This is a genomic window from Veillonella parvula (genome assembly GCF_024461875.1).
GTDB lineage: Bacteria > Bacillota > Negativicutes > Veillonellales > Veillonellaceae > Veillonella > Veillonella parvula_I.
Genome location: NZ_JANGAL010000128.1, coordinates 1 through 227 on the forward strand (window position 1 = coordinate 1; position 227 = coordinate 227).

The window sequence follows — 227 nt, forward strand, 5'->3', positions numbered from 1 at the left end:
GATTACTAGTTTCAAATCTGCCTGGTTGGCGAGTCGCATGCCATATGTTGATAAGGTAGTATTCGTAGTTGACCGTATAGCGTTATCGAAACAAACTGAAGCATATTATAAGGCATATGACCCTGAAGGTTCTATTGATATTGATGCTAAACAATTTGATACTGTTGGTGGAACAGAAAATACTTCAGCGGTAAAGAAAAAATTACATGAAAAAGGGTAGGGCATCA

At 37.4% G+C, this 227-nt stretch carries 1 protein-coding gene; it reads left to right on the top strand.

Features of this window, described 5'->3' with window-relative positions; all coding sequences use genetic code 11:
• On the top strand, positions 1 to 220 hold a 220-nt coding region (locus NE668_RS10095), incomplete at its 5' end, for a DEAD/DEAH box helicase family protein (protein WP_256196906.1).
• Positions 221 to 227 lie beyond the last annotated feature (7 nt).